The organism is Sphingomonas melonis DAPP-PG 224 (assembly GCF_000379045.1).
Taxonomy (GTDB): domain Bacteria; phylum Pseudomonadota; class Alphaproteobacteria; order Sphingomonadales; family Sphingomonadaceae; genus Sphingomonas; species Sphingomonas aquatilis.
The window spans coordinates 503,653-518,559 of sequence record NZ_KB900605.1 but is presented as its reverse complement, the minus strand read 5'-3'; the positions used below and the strand labels follow the sequence as shown (position 1 = coordinate 518,559).

The 14,907-nt window shown below is 68.9% G+C and carries 15 protein-coding genes; 6 read left to right on the top strand and 9 right to left on the bottom strand.

The genetic code is table 11. From position 1 onward, the window contains the following. Together SPHME3_RS0102560 and SPHME3_RS0102555 are read left to right on the top strand one after the other, a co-directional pair. Entirely contained in the window at positions 1 to 1,056 is a 1,056-nt protein-coding gene (locus SPHME3_RS0102560; RefSeq protein ID WP_017977417.1) for a glycosyltransferase family 2 protein, read from the top strand. Positions 1,057 to 1,091: 35 nt separating this feature from the next. Beyond that, a complete protein-coding gene (locus SPHME3_RS0102555) occupies positions 1,092 to 2,450 on the top strand; it encodes an NAD-dependent succinate-semialdehyde dehydrogenase (protein ID WP_024310429.1) in 1,359 nt (452 codons plus the stop codon). Positions 2,451 to 2,472: 22 nt separating this feature from the next. Here the strand turns inward: SPHME3_RS0102555 and SPHME3_RS0102550 are convergent, their stop codons facing one another. After that, a complete protein-coding gene (locus SPHME3_RS0102550; protein ID WP_017977419.1) occupies positions 2,473 to 2,667 on the bottom strand; it encodes a hypothetical protein in 195 nt (64 codons plus the stop codon). A gap of 116 nt (positions 2,668 to 2,783) precedes the next feature. Further along, positions 2,784 to 4,454: a GGDEF domain-containing protein gene (locus tag SPHME3_RS0102545; protein ID WP_017977420.1), complete on the bottom strand. Its 1,671-nt coding sequence runs from the start codon at positions 4,452 to 4,454 to the stop codon at positions 2,784 to 2,786. 184 nt (positions 4,455 to 4,638) lie between these two features. Here SPHME3_RS0102545 and SPHME3_RS0102540 point away from each other — a divergent pair, with 184 nt between their 5' ends. Further along, complete coding sequence (locus SPHME3_RS0102540) at positions 4,639 to 5,070, top strand: NUDIX domain-containing protein (protein WP_017977421.1); 432 nt, start codon at positions 4,639 to 4,641, stop codon at positions 5,068 to 5,070. Here SPHME3_RS0102540 and SPHME3_RS0102535 read toward each other — a convergent pair. The 3 genes from SPHME3_RS0102535 to SPHME3_RS0102525 all read right to left on the bottom strand — a co-directional run bounded on the left by SPHME3_RS0102535 (position 5,044) and on the right by SPHME3_RS0102525 (position 8,236). After that, positions 5,044 to 5,514, bottom strand: a complete 471-nt coding sequence (locus SPHME3_RS0102535) for a hypothetical protein (RefSeq protein ID WP_017977422.1) — start codon at positions 5,512 to 5,514, stop codon at positions 5,044 to 5,046. The genes SPHME3_RS0102540 and SPHME3_RS0102535 overlap by 27 nt on opposite strands. 77 nt (positions 5,515 to 5,591) lie before the next feature. Beyond that, positions 5,592 to 7,907 (bottom strand): ATP-dependent Clp protease ATP-binding subunit ClpA, encoded by a 2,316-nt coding sequence (gene clpA / locus SPHME3_RS0102530; RefSeq protein WP_017977423.1) that lies wholly within the window; start codon positions 7,905 to 7,907, stop codon positions 5,592 to 5,594. A gap of 134 nt (positions 7,908 to 8,041) precedes the next feature. After that, entirely contained in the window at positions 8,042 to 8,236 is a 195-nt protein-coding gene (locus tag SPHME3_RS0102525) for a DUF1192 domain-containing protein (protein ID WP_017977424.1), read from the bottom strand. 95 nt (positions 8,237 to 8,331) lie between these two features. On the opposite strand from SPHME3_RS0102525, the gene SPHME3_RS0102520 reads away from it, so the two are divergent. Continuing rightward, positions 8,332 to 9,348 carry an NAD(P)H-quinone oxidoreductase gene (locus SPHME3_RS0102520; RefSeq protein WP_017977425.1) on the top strand — a complete coding sequence of 339 codons (1,017 nt, stop codon included), beginning with the start codon at positions 8,332 to 8,334 and terminating at the stop codon, positions 9,346 to 9,348. 213 nt (positions 9,349 to 9,561) lie between these two features. Further along, positions 9,562 to 10,239: a DUF1013 domain-containing protein gene (locus SPHME3_RS0102515; protein ID WP_020486343.1), complete on the top strand. Its 678-nt coding sequence runs from the start codon at positions 9,562 to 9,564 to the stop codon at positions 10,237 to 10,239. Positions 10,240 to 10,306: 67 nt separating this feature from the next. On the opposite strand, the gene SPHME3_RS0102510 is transcribed toward SPHME3_RS0102515, so the two are convergent. From SPHME3_RS0102510 to SPHME3_RS0102500, 3 genes are read right to left on the bottom strand one after another with little or no spacing between them, the layout of a single operon-like run. After that, positions 10,307 to 11,173 carry an SMP-30/gluconolactonase/LRE family protein gene (locus SPHME3_RS0102510; RefSeq protein WP_017977427.1) on the bottom strand — a complete coding sequence of 289 codons (867 nt, stop codon included), beginning with the start codon at positions 11,171 to 11,173 and terminating at the stop codon, positions 10,307 to 10,309. A gap of 59 nt (positions 11,174 to 11,232) precedes the next feature. Then, positions 11,233 to 12,600 (bottom strand): sensor histidine kinase, encoded by a 1,368-nt coding sequence (locus SPHME3_RS0102505; RefSeq protein WP_017977428.1) that lies wholly within the window; start codon positions 12,598 to 12,600, stop codon positions 11,233 to 11,235. After that, positions 12,597 to 13,265: a response regulator gene (locus SPHME3_RS0102500; RefSeq protein WP_017977429.1), complete on the bottom strand. Its 669-nt coding sequence runs from the start codon at positions 13,263 to 13,265 to the stop codon at positions 12,597 to 12,599. The genes SPHME3_RS0102505 and SPHME3_RS0102500 overlap by 4 nt, the downstream gene beginning before the upstream one ends. 110 nt (positions 13,266 to 13,375) lie before the next feature. On the opposite strand from SPHME3_RS0102500, the gene SPHME3_RS0102495 reads away from it, so the two are divergent. Next, positions 13,376 to 14,104 (top strand): hypothetical protein, encoded by a 729-nt coding sequence (locus SPHME3_RS0102495; RefSeq protein ID WP_231292096.1) that lies wholly within the window; start codon positions 13,376 to 13,378, stop codon positions 14,102 to 14,104. 180 nt (positions 14,105 to 14,284) lie between these two features. Here SPHME3_RS0102495 and SPHME3_RS0102490 read toward each other — a convergent pair whose 3' ends face one another. Then, the gene (locus tag SPHME3_RS0102490) at positions 14,285 to 14,902 is read right to left on the bottom strand and encodes a glutathione S-transferase family protein (protein ID WP_020486345.1); all 618 of its coding nucleotides are present in this window, start codon (positions 14,900 to 14,902) and stop codon (positions 14,285 to 14,287) included. Positions 14,903 to 14,907 lie beyond the last annotated feature (5 nt).

Sequence of the window (14,907 nt, the reverse complement as noted above, 5' to 3'; positions counted from 1 at the left end):
ATGCCCATCGTGTCCCTGATCATCCCCGCGTACAACGGGGAACATTTCCTGCCCGACACGCTCCGGTCGCTCGAGCGCCAGACGCTGACCGACTGGGAGGCGATCGTCATCGACGACGGCTCGACCGACGCGACCAGCGCCATGATGCGGAACTGGCCGGACGCGCGCGTGCGGTTGATCGAGAATGCCGAAAATATGGGGCCGGTGCGCGCGCGCAATCGTGGCGTCGCGGCGGCGCGTGGGCGCTATGTCGCGGGCCTCGACCAGGACGACCTGTGTCTCCCTGAGCGGCTGGCACGGCAGGTCGCGTATCTGGAGGCGCATCCTGACGTCGCGCTGGTCGGGACGCAGGCATGCCAGCTGCGCGACGAGCGGGTGTCGCCGATGCACTATGCGCCCAACACGACGCCCGCGCTGATCACCTGGCTCAGCTGGATCGAAAATCCGCTCGTCTGGTCGACCGTGATGCTGCGCGCCGACACCGCCTGCGCGCTCGATCCCTTCACCCGGCCCGACCTGCTCTATGCCGAGGATTTCGACCTATACCACCGCGTCCAGCCACTCGGCCGCATCGCGCGAATCGATTCGCCTCTGGTCCTCTATCGCCAGCATGCGGGCGGCGTGTCGAAGCGCTTTATCGACACGATGCAGACCGCGGCGACGCGCGTGCTGGCGGAACGGCATGCCGCCGTGCTGGGTGCGGAGAATGCCGCGACGCTCGCCCGGCTGCTGGTGCTGCACAACATGGGCGGCGTGCCGGTGCCCGATCGCGCGACGCTGATTCAGCTGGGGGAGGGCATCACGGCGTTGCAGGCGGCGTTCCTGGCGCAGGCGCGGCCGAGCCGTGACGATGCGCGGCTGATCCGCTGGGAAACCGCGCGCCGCTGGGCGCGGATCGGGCGCGCCGGGCTGCGATCGGGTAGCGTCCATATCGCCGACGTGGTCGCCGCGCGGCCGCCGCACCTGGGGCTGGGCTATGCCGGCCTCGAAACGTTGCTGTGGGACGGCGCGATCGGCACGGTGCGGCGCTGGCAGCGCACGCGGCGGGCGGCCTAGGCGGATCGCGTGCCGGGCCTGCGCGTTGGGCCGGCATGTTTACCAGCATCAATCCCGCGACCGGCCAACCCGGCGAGAGCATCCCCGAACTGACCGCCGACGCGCTCGACGCGGCGATCGCGCGTGCCGACAGCGCCTATCGCGCATGGCGGCTGACCCCGATCGCGGAACGCACGGCGCTGCTCGAACGGATTGCCGAACAGTTCGAGGCGAACACGCGCGAGCTTGCCGAGATTGCGACGCGTGAAATGGGCAAGACGTTGAAGTCGGCGATCGCCGAAGTGCAGAAATGCGCCGCCGCCTTCCGCCATTACGCGCAGGAGGGACCGGCGATGCTGGAGCCGCGCCGCTTCGACACGCCCGGCGGCCCGGCGACCGCGCACTGGCAGCCATTGGGCCCGGTGCTCGCGGTGATGCCGTGGAACTTCCCTTTCTGGCAGGTGGTGCGGTTCGCCGCGCCGACGATCCTTGCCGGCAATGTCGGGCTGCTGAAGCACGCCTCGCTGACGCAAGGCTGCGGCGCTGCGATCGAGCGGATGATCGTTGCCGCCGGCGCGCCCGCCGGCCTGTTCCAGAACCTCGCCATCCGCTCCGACAAGGTCGATGCGCTGATCGCCGACCCGCGCATCGTCGCGGTGACGCTGACGGGAAGCGAAGGCGCCGGCATCAAGGTCGCCGAGGCGGCCGGGCGCAACCTCAAGAAGGTCGTGCTGGAACTCGGCGGATCGGACCCGTTCATCGTCATGCCCTCCGCCGATCTCGACGCGGCGGTGAAGCAGGCGGTGACCGCGCGCATCCAGAACACCGGTCAGTCGTGCATCTGCGGCAAGCGGATGATCGTCCATGCCGACATCTACGACGCGTTCCTCGACCGCTTTTCGGACGCGATGCGCGCGGTGAAGGCGGGTGATCCGATGGATGCCGACACCGATATGGGCCCGCTGTCGAGCGAGGAGCAGAGGCAGACCACGCTCGACCAGCTTGCCGCCATTCAGACGGCCGGCGGGCGGCTGCTGTTTGGGGGCGAGGCGTTGCCGGGCAAGGGCGCCTATATGTCGGCGGGTATCCTGGTCGACGTGCCGATCGACGATCCGGCCGCGCAGGAAGAGCTGTTCGGCCCGATCGCGATGGTGTTCCGCGCCGCCGACACCGATGCGGCGATCGCGCTGGCCAATGACGTGCCGTTCGGCCTGGGGTCGTCGGTATGGACCAACGACCCCGATGAGCGTGCGCGCTTCGAGCGCGATATCGAGGCGGGGATGGTCGCGGTGAATGCGATGCTGTCCTCGACGCCCGAAGCGCCCTTCGGCGGCATCAAGCGGTCAGGCCATGGACGCGAGCTGGGCCCGTACGGTCTGCACGAGTTCATGAACCTGAAGACGGTGTTCGGCTGAGGCGTGCGGCTGGGGATCGCCCTCAGCCGCGTCGTGCGGTCCAGGTGTAGAGGAACGAGATCCCCACCAGACCCAGGTCGATCGCGGCCTGGAACCGGCGCGGACTCTGGTCGCCGATGTCATGCGTGATCAGGCGGATGTCGGGCGTCGGATGGCGCAGCGCGACGAGCGATACGGCAGCCACCGCTGCGATCGTCCATTTGCGCCGGTCGGTCATTCGCGTCCCATCCCCTTCTGCGGGCAGGACATATCATGGCGCGGCCGTCACGGCCATAGTGTAGCGTGCGTTCGAAAAGCCGCCATCGGCCTGCCGCGCATGGTCGGGTCGATAGGTCAGGCGGCGTCGTTGCGCAGCCCGTGCCGCACGCGGTCGCGGCCCGCCGCCTTCGCCTCGAACAGCGCGCGGTCGGCGTTGCGGTACATCGTCTTCCAGTCGATTTCGCGATGGAGCGGCCCGACGCAGGTGCCGATGCTGGCGGTGACGCCAAGGTCGAACGGCATGCGATGGCCGCGCAGCCCGTCGAGCACCAGCCGTGCGTCGAGCGGTGCGGCGGCAGGTGTCAGGATCGCGAATTCCTCGCCGCCGATGCGCGCGATCAGCGATTCGGGTGCAGCGACGGACCGCAGCGCGCGGGCGAAGACGCGTAACACTTCGTCGCCGCCGTCGTGGCCGATGGTTTCGTTGACCGCCTTGAAATGATCGATGTCGATCAGAACCAATTGGTGTTCGCCCGCCCGCGCCATCGCCGCTTCCAGGAACGCGCGGCGGTTGAGCAGGCCGGTCAGTGGATCGACCGCGGCCAGGCGCAGCGCCGCCACCTCCTGCGCACGCGCCTCGTCGCGTTCGCGACTGAGCAGCCGGATGCGATAGGCGATGCCGACCGAGGACATCGACGCTTCCAGCGCCAGCGCGATGAAGGTGGAATTGTCGATCCACAGCTGCCACTTCACCAGGCTCATCGACGCCAGGATGCGGACGACCGCACACAGCACCGGCGGCCCCCAGGCGAGCGCGAACAGCAATAGGAAGCGGCTGCGCAGCCGCCAGGCGCGCCATACCACCGGCACGGTCAGCGCGACGACCATGCAATAGCCGATGGTGCACATCAGATCGGTCACCCCGGCGTAACGGGGCACGAGCACGGTGAAGCTTGCCGCCGACAGCAGCAGGAAACCGATGACCACGTTGCTGGCTGGCCGCAGCCATCCGTCGAAGACGCGGCGTTCCATGAACGCGCGCACGAATATCACCGCGCTCGCCGCGATTAGTGCCAGCAGCATATAGCTCAATCGCTGGCGATCGTTGTTGTCCATGCCGGTCAGCTGGCCGAGCAGACCCGACGCACTGAGCGCATAGGCGAGCAGGCACAGCACCATGACGCAATAGGCGGGCTGGAATCCCTGACGCAGCGCCGCCCAGATGGCGAGATTGTAGATCAGCAGCGCCAGGCACATTCCGGCAAAGGCGGCATAGAGCGCGACCATCTCGCGATCGCTGTTTTGCGCGGTGTGCCGGTCGACTAGCACCGGTGCGACAAGGATGCCGCGGCGGTTCAGCGATCCCTCGACATGCCACAGCAATCGCTCCGGCGCGGCGGAATGGGCGGGCAGCGGGATCTGGATCACCGCACCCAGTTGCAGCAGCCGCCACGTCGTCCGGCTGGTGAAGGCGACATGGCGGATCGCGCCATCGGTGTAGCGGACATACAGCGTCACGCGATCCTGCCACACGCTGCCCTGCCGCAGCAGCTCGCCCGATAGTCCGGCCGGAAGGGGTTGCGACAGCAGCCAGTAACTGCCGGGGCCGAAGGCGCGCTGGGGCGTTGTGCAGTCGAACCGATCGGGCGCGGCGAACAGGGCGGCGGGGTTCTGCGATCCGGTGTCGCGCAGCACGCAGGCCTTCAACGGCGTGCGCGCCTGCGCCGCCGCGGGCAGGATGCAGCAGGCGATCGCGAAGCTCAGCACGATCATCGCGATGCGTCGCCACTGAAAACCTGCCGGCATATGGCTTGTCCCTAGCATCGGTATTACAAAGCTTCGGTAAACGCGGCCATAGTTGACCTAGATGAAAAAGCGCAGCGTTATCTGTGACATATACAGCCGCGTCGGGCCTTTTGGTTGACATTATGCCATGGGGACGGCTGAATCGCGAACCATGGTTTCGTCCCCCGTCACGGCCCCGGCGCGCATGCCAGGCAAGCAAAGCGAACCCAGGGCCGGCTGTGGCGCGGCGATCGTCGTCGATGGTCGCATCCTGCTGCTGCGCCGGCTGACCGATCCCGAGGCGGGCAGTTGGGGCCTTGCCGGCGGCAAGATCGACCTGTTCGAAACCGCCGAGGCCGCGATGCGCCGCGAAGTGGGCGAGGAACTGGGCATCGTCGTCGGCACGGTGGCGTTGCTGTGCTTCGTCGACCAGATCGACGTGGCGGCCGGCACGCATTGGGTCGCGCCTATCTATCGCGTGCTGAGTTTCACCGGCACCCCGCGCAATTGCGAACCGGCCAAGCATGACGGGCCGGTCTGGTATCCGCTGGATGCGCTGCCGCCCAACCTCACCACGCCGACGCGGGCCGCGGTCGCCGCGCTGGCCCGATCAGCTGAGGGTGCCGTTCCAGCGTAGCCCGAGCACGGCGATGCGAGTGCGGGTGACGGCGATGCGCAGGTATAGCGGCGGCATCAGCGCCACCTCGGCAAAACCGGGCGCATGGCCCCCCTCGACGATCAGCGACACCATCTTGGCGACCAGCGCGGCGACGAGGCGGAGGTCACTGTCGCTGCTGAGCGCCGCCAAATCCGTGCGCAGACGCCGGCAGGCATGGTACGCACTCTCGGTCCAGACCAAGGGCCGCGTCTCCGCATCGCCCTGCGCGTGCGGCTGAGAATCGGCGATCGGGGCGCAAAGGTCGAACGCGTCGGCCTGCCGCGCCATCTGCCAGCCGCCCAGCCAACCGACGATCTGGTCGCTGTCGACCACCCGCCCCGCCGCCAGATCGGCCAGCGCCGCCGCATCGGCGGGATCGGCGGCGTCGAGCGGCAGGCCGGCAAGGGGATCGTGCGGGTCCACGCCGGCTCGCTAACACGAAAACGGACCGGATCCGGGTGGATCCGATCCGTTTCGGAGGCAGTTGCGCTTGGCCGCGGTTACTTGGCGTCGACGGGTTCCGCCTTGCCCTTCTTGCGCGGCTTCTTCGGCGCGGCGGGCTCGATCGCGAACGACAGCGCGCCGTCCTTCATCTTCACCGTCACCTCGCCGCCATGGACCAGCTTGCCGAACAGCAGTTCCTCGGCGAGCGGCTGCTTTATCTTTTCCTGGATCAGGCGGCCCATCGGACGCGCGCCGTACAATTTGTCATAGCCCTTCTCAGTCAGCCAGCTCTTGGCGGCATCGTCCAGGTTGATGTGGACGTTGCGGTCGGCGAGCTGGAGTTCGAGCTGCAGGATGAACTTGTCGACGACGCGGGCGACGACTTCCGGCGGCAGGTAACCGAATGGCACGATCGCATCCAGCCGGTTGCGGAACTCCGGCGAGAACATCTTCTGCACCGCCTGCTCATCCTCACCCTCGCGGGTCAGGTTGCCGAAGCCCACCGTCTCGCGCGCCATGTCGGCGGCGCCCGCATTGGTGGTCATGATCAGGATCACGTTGCGGAAATCGACGGTCTTGCCGTGCTGGTCGGTCAGGCGGCCATTGTCCATCACCTGCAACAGGATGTTGAACAGGTCGGGATGCGCCTTTTCGATCTCGTCGAGCAGCAGCACGCAATGCGGGTTCTGATCGACCGCATCGGTCAGCAGGCCGCCCTGGTCGAAGCCGACATAGCCCGGGGGCGCACCGATCAGCCGGCTGACCGAATGCCGCTCCATGTACTCGGACATGTCGAACCTCTGGAGCGGGATGCCCAGGATCGACGACAGCTGCTTGGCGACTTCCGTCTTGCCGACGCCGGTGGGGCCGGTGAACAGATAGTTGCCGATCGGCTTTTCGGGATCGCGCAGGCCAGCGCGGCTGAGCTTGATCGCCGCCGACAGCTTCTCGATCGCCGCATTCTGCCCGAACACGACGCGCTTCAGATCCGTCTCCAGGCTTTCGAGCGCGGCGCGATCGTCGGTGCTGACCGACTTCGGCGGGATACGCGCCATCGTCGCGATCACGGCCTCGATCTCCTTGGCGGTGATCGTCTTCTTGCGCTTGTTGGCCGGCACCAGCATCTGCATCGCGCCGACTTCGTCGATCACGTCGATCGCCTTGTCGGGCAGCTTGCGGTCGTTGATGTAGCGTGCGGAGAGTTCCACCGCCGACTTGATCGCATCGGGCGTGTACTTGACCGAATGATGGTCCTCGAACGCCGAGCGCAGCCCGGCGAGAATCTTGATCGTATCCTCGATCGTCGGTTCGTTGACGTCGATCTTCTGGAACCGGCGCAGCAGCGCGCGATCCTTTTCGAAGTGGTTGCGGAATTCCTTGTAGGTCGTCGAACCGATGCAACGGATCGAACCGCCCGACAGCGCCGGCTTCAGCAGGTTCGACGCGTCCATCGCGCCGCCGCTGGTCGCGCCCGCGCCGATCACCGTGTGGATCTCGTCGATGAACAGCACCGCATGCGGCAGCTTTTCGAGTTCGTTGACGACCGCCTTCAGCCGCTCCTCGAAGTCGCCGCGGTAACGCGTGCCGGCGAGCAGCGCGCCCATGTCGAGGCTGTAGATGACGGCTTCCTTCAGCACGTCGGGCACCTCGCCCTCGACGATCTTGCGCGCTAGGCCTTCCGCGATCGCGGTCTTGCCGACGCCGGGATCGCCCACGTACAGCGGGTTGTTCTTGCTGCGGCGGCACAGGATCTGGATCGTGCGATCCACCTCCGGCCCGCGACCGATCAGCGGATCGACCTTGCCGATCTTCGCCTTTTCGTTGAGGTCGACGGTGAACTGCTTGAGCGCGCTTTCGCTCTTGCCCTTGTCCTGGCCCTTTGCCGGCTTTTCCTCTTCGGCGCCCTTGGGGGTGGAGGCTTCGGTCTGCGCGCCGCCCTTGCCGACGCCGTGGCTGATGAAGCTGACGGCATCCAGGCGGCTCATGTCCTGCTGTTGCAGGAAATAAACCGCGTAGGATTCGCGCTCGCTGAACAGAGCAACCAGCACGTTGGCGCCGGTCACCTCGTCACGGCCCGACGACTGGACGTGCAGGATCGCGCGCTGGACGACGCGCTGGAAGCCGCTGGTCGGCGACGGATCGGTCGCGGTGTCGACCTTCAGCGCATCCAGCTCGGTGTCGAGGTAATGCGCGACGGTGGTCTTCAGGTCGCCGAGGTTGACGTGGCACGCCTCCATGACCTGGGACGCATGTTCGTCGGCGATCAGCGCGAGCAACAGATGCTCGAGCGTCGCATATTCGTGCCGCCGCGAGGACGCGGCCTCGAGCGCCTTGTGCAGCGTGGTCTCGAGCGCGGGGGCGAAGGATGGCATTCAGCTTACTCCAGTCGGACCGGATCGTGACGCCCGGCCCTTTCCACCTATGTCGGTATCGTTGGGCCGTGCATCAAGCGGCGGGCGGCACACCGGGCAGGGCTGGCGGGAACCCGATCCGGTGCGCGCGTCGCTCATCGCCGGAATAGCGCGTCGGCGCTTGCGCGATGGTTAACGGAGCGTTCGATATGCCGCCGGGTGCGCGCGATCTCGCCCTCCAGCGCGGCGATGCGCGCTTCCAGCTCGGCGACCGACAACGGGTCGAGGTCCTGCCGCAGCAGCAGGCCGAGGGCGTCGTCGGGACGGGAGGGGGCGTCGTCCATATCCATGAAGCGCTAACGTTGACCCCCGCCGGTGCGATGTCAATAAGGCACCATAGGGCGCGCGCTGCGTTTGCGGCGGGCAACAGGGACAGGATGGGCGGATGGACGAACGGCAGCACGGGGCAACGATCCCCGCGACGATGCAGGCGATCGATCCAGAGGCGCATGGCGGGCCGGAGGTGCTGCGGCTGGTGGAACGCCCGGTGCCGCAGCCGCACTCGGGCGAGGTGCTGATCCGCGTCGCCGCGGCCGGGGTGAACCGGCCCGACGTGCTGCAGCGCAAGGGCGGCTATCCGCCGCCGCCGGGCGCGCCATCGATCATGGGGCTGGAGGTTTCCGGCACCGTCGTCGCGGTGGGCGAGGGCGTCGAGGATACGATGATCGGCCAGCCCGTCTGCGCGCTGATCGCAGGCGGCGGCTATGCCGAATATGCGGTCGCACCCGCCGGCCAGTGCCTGCCGGTGCCGCACGGGCTCGATATGGTCCATGCCGCGGCGATCCCCGAAACGCTCTTCACCGTGTGGACGAACCTCTTTGAACGCGCCTTCGCGACCGAGGGCGACAGCGTGCTCGTCCACGGCGGCACCAGCGGTATCGGCACGATGGCGATCGCGCTCGGCCAGCTGTTCGGCATGACGATCATCGTCACCGCCGGATCGGACGCCAAATGCGCCCGCGCGCTGGACCTCGGCGCGGCGCATGCGATCAACTACAAGACCGAGGATTTCGTCGAGCGCGTGAAGGCGATCACCGACGGCAAAGGCGTCACCGCGGTCATCGACATGGTCGGCGGCGACTATGTGCCACGCAACCTGCAATGCCTCGCCGACGACGGCCGCCACGTCTCGATCGCGGTACAGGGCGGCCCGACCGCGACGATCCCGATCTTCGAGATTATGCGCCGCCGCCTGACGCTGACCGGATCGACGCTGCGCCCGCGCGACACCGCGTTCAAGACGCTGGTCGCCGACGAAATCGCGCGCACCGTCTGGCCGCACGTCGAGGCAGGCCGTCTGCGCCCGGTGATCGACAAGGTCTTACCGCTGGCCGACGCCGCCGCCGCGCATGCGCGGATGGAAGAGGGCGACCATGTGGGCAAGATCGTCCTGACGGTGTGAGGCGGTGCCCGTCACCCCGGACTTAATCCGGGGTCCCGCTTTTACTCCCGCGAGAGGAAGAAGCGGGATCCCGGCGCAAGGCCGGGATAACGGGGAGAAAACCGCGCAATTCCACCACACGCCTTGCCCTTCGCGTGCGCGTACCGTACATCGAAGGGTGTAGCAGGCCGCTCCGGATGGGGCGGCCCTATTTATTTCCGACGGAGTTTTCCCGTGGCCCAGCCGCTCATGCCCCATGCGACCGCTTCCTGGCTGGTCGACAACACCTCGCTGTCGTTCGACCAGATCGCGGACTTCTGCGGTCTCCACATCCTCGAAGTGCAGGCGATCGCCGACGATACCGCCGCGACCAAGCTGACCGGCCGCGATCCGGTGCGCGCGCACGAGCTGACGCAGGACGAAATCGACAAGGGCCAGGCCGATCCCGCCTATCGCCTGAAGATGATCAAGGGTCCCGAGCAGGTCCGCCGCACCAAGGGCCCGCGCTACACGCCGGTGTCGAAGCGCCAGGACAAGCCGGACGGCATCGCCTGGATCATCCGCAACCATCCGGAAATAACCGATGGCGCGATCAGCAATTTGATCGGCACCACCCGCACGACGATCGCCGCGATCCGCGACCGCAGCCATTGGAACATCGCCAACATCACGCCCAAGGATCCGGTGACGCTGGGCCTGACGACGCAGCGCGAACTCGACGCCGCGGTTGCCAAGGCATCGAAGGGCACCGGCGAAGCCGCCCCGGCCGACACCCGCCTGGAAGGCGATCGCGAGGCGCTGATCGCCTCGCTCCGCGCCGAGCGCGACGCGGCGAACCGCGAGGTCGATTCCTACGACAACGATCCGGCAGCGGCCGCCCAGGCGCTGTTCCAAGATCCGTTCAAGCGCTGATCTAGCCCGTCACCCCGGGTCGAGCCCGGGGTGACGACATTATGGGCGCAAGGCTACGCCGCGTCCTTCACACCACCGCGGGCGTCACCGCCACGCCCGCCACGCCCGGATCGAAGGCGAACAGATTCCCCGCCTCGGGCTGCTCGGCCAGCGCCACCGCGTCCAGCCCCTTGCGCGCGCTCGTTGCGTAGGCCGTGCGCAGATCGGGCCCGCCGAACGCGATCTTGGTGATGTTCGACGCCGGCAGCCGCACCGTCCCCATCAGCTGGCCCGCTGGATCGTAGCGGCGCACGCCCCAGCCGCCCCATAAAGCGACCCACAGGCACCCCTCCGCGTCCGCGACCGATCCGTCGGGCCAGCCCGCCCCCTCCTCGATCGTGACGAAGCGCTCTTCCGGTCCCAGCGTGCCGTCGTCGCGGATCGCCGCGCGCCAGATCGTCTTGCCCAGTGTATCGGTGTGGTAGAGCGTTGATCCATGCACCGCCGGCCCGTTGGTGATCGTCACGGCCGGCAGCCCGCTGCATCGGATCGCGCCGCCGTGATGCGCGAACAGCCGGCCGGTATCGGCGCTCTCGCCGTCGTCCATCGTCCCGAACCAGATGCGGCCGTGCGAATCGGTCGCCGCGTCGTTCAGCCGGTTATGCGTCGGATGGCCATCGGGCGTGGCATGCGGGCGGAAGGTGCCGTCGGCGGGATCGAAGCGATACAGGCCGCTCTGCAACCCGGCGATCATGCCGCCGTCCGCGGCGGGCAGCACCCAGCCGACCTGTTCTGGCGCGTCCCAGCGATGCGCGGTGCCGGTCGCCGGATCGAAGCGGTGGACGTGGCGCTGCTTGATGTCGACGAACCACAAGGCCGCGTCGCGGCCGATCCACACCGGGCCTTCGCCCAAAGTCGCCTGGACCGGCAGGACGGATCGAACATCATGGCGCATCGGGAATCATCCTCTCGTCTGTCCCGCGCACCATTCCCGCTCGCGCGGCCGGCGTCTAGTCAGACAAATGCGCGCGCCGGCAGGGTGACCTGCGCGACGAGGCCGCCGCCCTCGCGGGCATCCAGCGTCAGCGCGCCGCCATGCAGGCTGGCGAGTTCGCGCACGATCGCGAGGCCGAAGCCATGGCCTTCGCCGCGTTCGTCCAGCCGCACGCCCGCCTGAGTGACGCGGCTGCGTTCCTCCTCGGGAATGCCGGGGCCGTCGTCGGCGACGGTCAGCACCAGCCGCCGCGCATCCGCGGGGTCGAGCGACGCGGATGCCTGCACCATGCTGCGCGCATGCTGCGCAGCATTGTCGAGCAGGTTGCCGAGCAGTTCGTCGAAATCCTGCGGTTCGATCGCCGCAACCGGATCGCCGCGGACGTCGCCGGTGATCGCCAGACCACGCATCCCGTGCAGCCGCCCGATCGCCTGCACCAAATCCGCGACCGCGGGCCGCACCGCGGTGCTGGCGCGCGTATCGACCACACCGGCACGGGCGCGGGCGAGGTGATGGCGGATCGTCGCGTCGATCCGCTCGACCTGCGCGGCCCCCTCCGCATCTGCGCGGAGCCGCAACGCCAGCGTCGCGACCGGCGTCTTCAGCGCATGGGCGAGGTTGGCCGCGGACTGGCGCGCGGTGGCAAGCGCCTGTGCGCGGTCCGCAGCGAGCGCATTAAGTTCGGCGGCGAGGCCCTGAAGCTCGACGGGCTGGTCCTCGTCGACCCGCTCCGCTTCGCCGGCGCGGATGGCGGCGAGCTGCGCGCGCAGCCGGGCGAGCGGCTTCAACCCCAGCCGCAGCTGCACCAGCGTCGCCGTCGCCAGCAGTCCGGCGAGGATCGCCAGCGCGGCGAGCAACGGCACCAGCGCCTCGCGCAGCGGCCGCGCGATCACCCCGCGCGGCGCGGCGGCGAACAGCGTCACCGGGCCGCTACGCGTCGTCAGCACCAGCCGTCGCGCATGCAGGCGCGCGCCGCTGGCATCGGTGCCGTCCACGCCCTGCGGCCCCGCATCCGGCAGCGGCGCCACGCCCGGTGGCGGCGGGCCCGGCGGTCCCGGCAGGCGCGGGCCGGGTCGTGCCGCATCGGGCCGGGGCACGAACCGGTCGGTCGAGCCGATGGCACCACCCGGTGCCTCGATCCGCCACAACCAGTCGCGCCCCGCGTCCAGCGCCCCCTGCCGCTGCGCCAGCGCCGCGCGATCGACCCGGCCGTCGCCATCGACGACGCTCGCCATCAGCGCGATTTCGGCATCCAGCCGCCGGTCGATGCCTTCGGTGACGACGCGCTCCAGCACGCCCGCGATCGCCCAGCCGGCGATGCCCAGCGCCGCCAGGATCGCCACCGCCGACAGCAGCAGCATCCGCCCCTGCAACGACCGCGGCATCATGATCCGCCCCCGCACGTCAGCCGATACCCGCGTCCGCGGATCGTCTCGATCCGGTCGGCGCCGATCTTGCGACGCAGCCGGCCGACGATCACCTCCAGGCTGTTCGAATCGACATCGGCGTCACCTTCGTAGACGCGCTCGAGCAGGTCGAGCCGCTCGATCACCGCCTCCTTGCGCAGCATCAGCGCGGACAGCACGCGCCATTCGAACGCGGTCAGCTTCAGCGGCAGGCCGTCGAGCTCGAAATGCCCGATCTGCGTATCGAACGACAAGGGCCCGCAGGTCAGCACCGGCTGCGCGTGCCCTGCCGCGCGGCGGACCAGTGCGCGCAGTCGCATCATCAGTTCCTCGACGCGGAACGGCTTCACCAGATAATCGTCGGCGCCCGCCTTGAATCCGGCGACCTTGTCGGACCAGCCGTCGCGCGCGGTCAGGATCAGCACCGGCAGCGCGCGCCCCGCCGCCCGCCATTCGCGCAGCACCGTGATGCCGTCCTTGCCGGCAAGCCCCAGATCCAGGACGGCCGCGTCATACGCCTCGGTCTCGCCCAGATGCGCGGCGTCGATGCCGTCGGCGATCAGGTCGACCGCGCAATGTTCGGCCCGCAGCGCGCGCGCGATCGCCGGACCCAGTTCGTCATCGTCCTCGACCAGCAATATCCGCATGACACCCGTCACCTATGGCCCCTGCCTAAACCGAAACTGAACCGCATGGTTCAGCGGGCGTCGGCTGCGAATCGGTAGAACCCCCTCATCGACCCCCAAGGAGACGACAGATGGGTAGGTTCACGAAGCGTATGAAGGAAAAACTGACGCTGGAGCATCGCCAATGGGCGGCGCTGGGCGCAGTGGTGGTGCTCGCTGCGAGCGCGGGCGGCGCCGGCGCGATGGCGATGACGCGGCCGTCGATCGAAATGGCGCCGACCGTCGCCACGCCGATCGCCAAGCTCGCCTCGAGCAGCGGTATCGTCACGGTGAAGGGCCGCGTCGCCGAGGTGTTCGGCAACCGCATCGTCGTGCAGGACGGCAGCGGCCGCGCGATGATCGACGCCGGACCCGATGGCGCGAGCAACCTCACCACCGGTGCGCCGGTGATGGTGCAGGGTCGCTACGACCAGGGTCAGTTGCGGGCGCAGTTCCTCGTCGGCCCGAATGGCGCGGTCGAGGCGGTCGGTCCGGCGCACCCGCCGCACGGCCCCGGCGCACCGCCCCCGCCTCCGGGCGCCGGTCCTGCCGGTCCGCCGCCGCCCCCATCGGGTGCCGGCCCCGCCGGTGCGCTCCCGCCGCCGCCGCCGGGCGCTGGCCCTGCCGGAGCCGGTCCGACCGGCGCACCGCCGCCGCCGCCTGCCGGCGCGAACGGTGTCGCCCCGCCGCCCCCGCCGCCGGGTGCAGCGAGCGCTCCGCCCGCCGCCGGCGCCCCGGTGCCGCCGCCCGCAGGTGCCCGTCCGCCGGCCCCCGCGGCAGGCGCGCCCACCGCGCCGCCGCCCGCCACTCCGGCGCGCTGATCTGATGAGCCGGCTGCTCTGATGGGCGGCCGGCTTTTCTTGGATCACGCGGAGACGCGGAGACGCGGAGGTGTCTCGATCAAATCCAGCTCCCGCCATTCGACATGCGGTATGCGATAGCAGGGCCTCGTCTCGCCGAGGCGAACCACCTCCGCGTCTCCGCGTCTCCGCGTGAATCTGCTACCCCGCCGCGACCGCCGCATCGTCCAGCGCCGCCGCGCGAACCAGCGCCTCGCGGCTCGCCAACCGGCCCGCATATTCCTCGAACGCCGCGCGCTTGGGCAGCGACCCGAATTGCAGCCCCCACATCACCTGCGCCCCGACATAGACGTCCGCCGCGGTGAACCGATCGCCGGCGATGTACGGATGCGCCGCGACCGCGCGCTCCAGCACATCGACCATGCGATCGTAATTGCCGTATCCCGCCGTCCGCTGCTGCTCCGCGGTCGGCGCGACGCCCATCGATCGGTTGGTGATGGCGTGCTCCGCCGGACCCGCGGCGAAGAACAGCCAGCGGTAATAATCCGCGCGCTCGTCGTCGGTCGGCGCCAGCCCGGCGTCCGGAAACGCCTCGGCGCAATAGGCGCAGATCGCCGCGCCTTCGGTCACCACATGGCCGCGATGGACGATCGCGGGCACCTTCGCCATGGGGTTGATCGACAGATACGGCTCGGCCTTCATCGTCGTCGCGTAGTCGAGCAGCACAACGTCGTAGGGCGCGCCGGTTTCCTCCAGCATCCAGCGCGCGATCCGGCCGCGTGACATCGGATTGGTGTAGAGCGTCAGATCGGCGGGCATCGGGC